Annotated in this window: 1 protein-coding gene; it reads left to right on the forward strand. The window is 40.7% G+C overall.

The features are described from left to right. The first annotated feature begins 455 nt into the window (after positions 1 to 455). Positions 456 to 914 (forward strand): DUF4145 domain-containing protein, encoded by a 459-nt coding sequence (locus H5182_RS21965; protein ID WP_259398344.1) that lies wholly within the window; start codon positions 456 to 458, stop codon positions 912 to 914. The last annotated feature ends 130 nt before the right edge of the window (positions 915 to 1044 follow it).

A 1044-nucleotide genomic window follows, 5' to 3' on the forward strand; every position in this document is an offset into this window, starting at 1 on the left:
CTCGCGATTTAGCCCTTGCCATTCGCTAGTAGTTATCGTTTAATAACAGTATGTTATTTAAACGGTGATCTTCCTACAGAGGACTTTCACCTCATAAGTCAATGCCCATGTCGGGCGTACACAAGAAAATTAACAAGGACACGTAACAGTTGGCTACGTTTCGCTTCGCTACACAATTTTAGCCAACCATTACTTAGCCTGTTATTTGGGCGTTAAGTGTCACGTAGCATTGAGTTAAATATATGAATTATGTAGTACCTAAAATATCCGCGAGTTCATTTCATTGTCCACTTTGTGGAACATATGCCCATATGGATTGGTATTCATTTGGAAGGAATAGTTCACCACGACCTTATACTGAAGCTCACTGTGCTCATTGTAAGGAATCGTCTTTATGGCGGATAGAAGAAAAAAAAGAAGATAGTCGTGGGTACACTATTCCGACGAAGGGAAGCATGTTGTACCCTGATACAGGAATCGCTCCTCTTCCAGTATCAGACATGCCTGATGATGTAAGGTTAGACTATGAAGAAGCAGCCAAAATTTCTTCAAAATCTCCTCGAGGCTCTGCAGCATTGCTTAGATTAGCACTACAGAAACTATGCAAGCACCTAGGAAAAAAAGGCGAAAATATAAACTCAGATATTCGTGCACTAGCGGAGGACAATGTCTTACCGCCGATGATAATTAAGGTTGCAGATACAGTTAGAATCACTGGTAATAATGCAGTGCATCCAGGTGAGATGTCAGAAGATGATTTTGATTATGTGGCATCAAAATTATTTGACTTGCTTAATATTATTGTCAAAAAAGCTATAACAGAACCCAAAGAGCTAGAGCATCTTTATAATAAGATACCTAAAAAGCCAAGAGCATCCGCTGAGAATTCTGACGAAAAAAATAGAGCTAAATAAACACTTAATCGGGTAGCCGGAGGTCTCTAACCTCCAGCCCCCACACCACCCATCATGCGGGTCCGCAATGGGCGGTTCATCTCCCGTAGTGAATATTGATCCAAATATCTCTTAATGACGCTAAACCTTG

This window comes from Pseudoalteromonas sp. SG44-17 (assembly GCF_014164235.1).
GTDB lineage: Bacteria > Pseudomonadota > Gammaproteobacteria > Enterobacterales > Alteromonadaceae > Pseudoalteromonas > Pseudoalteromonas rhizosphaerae.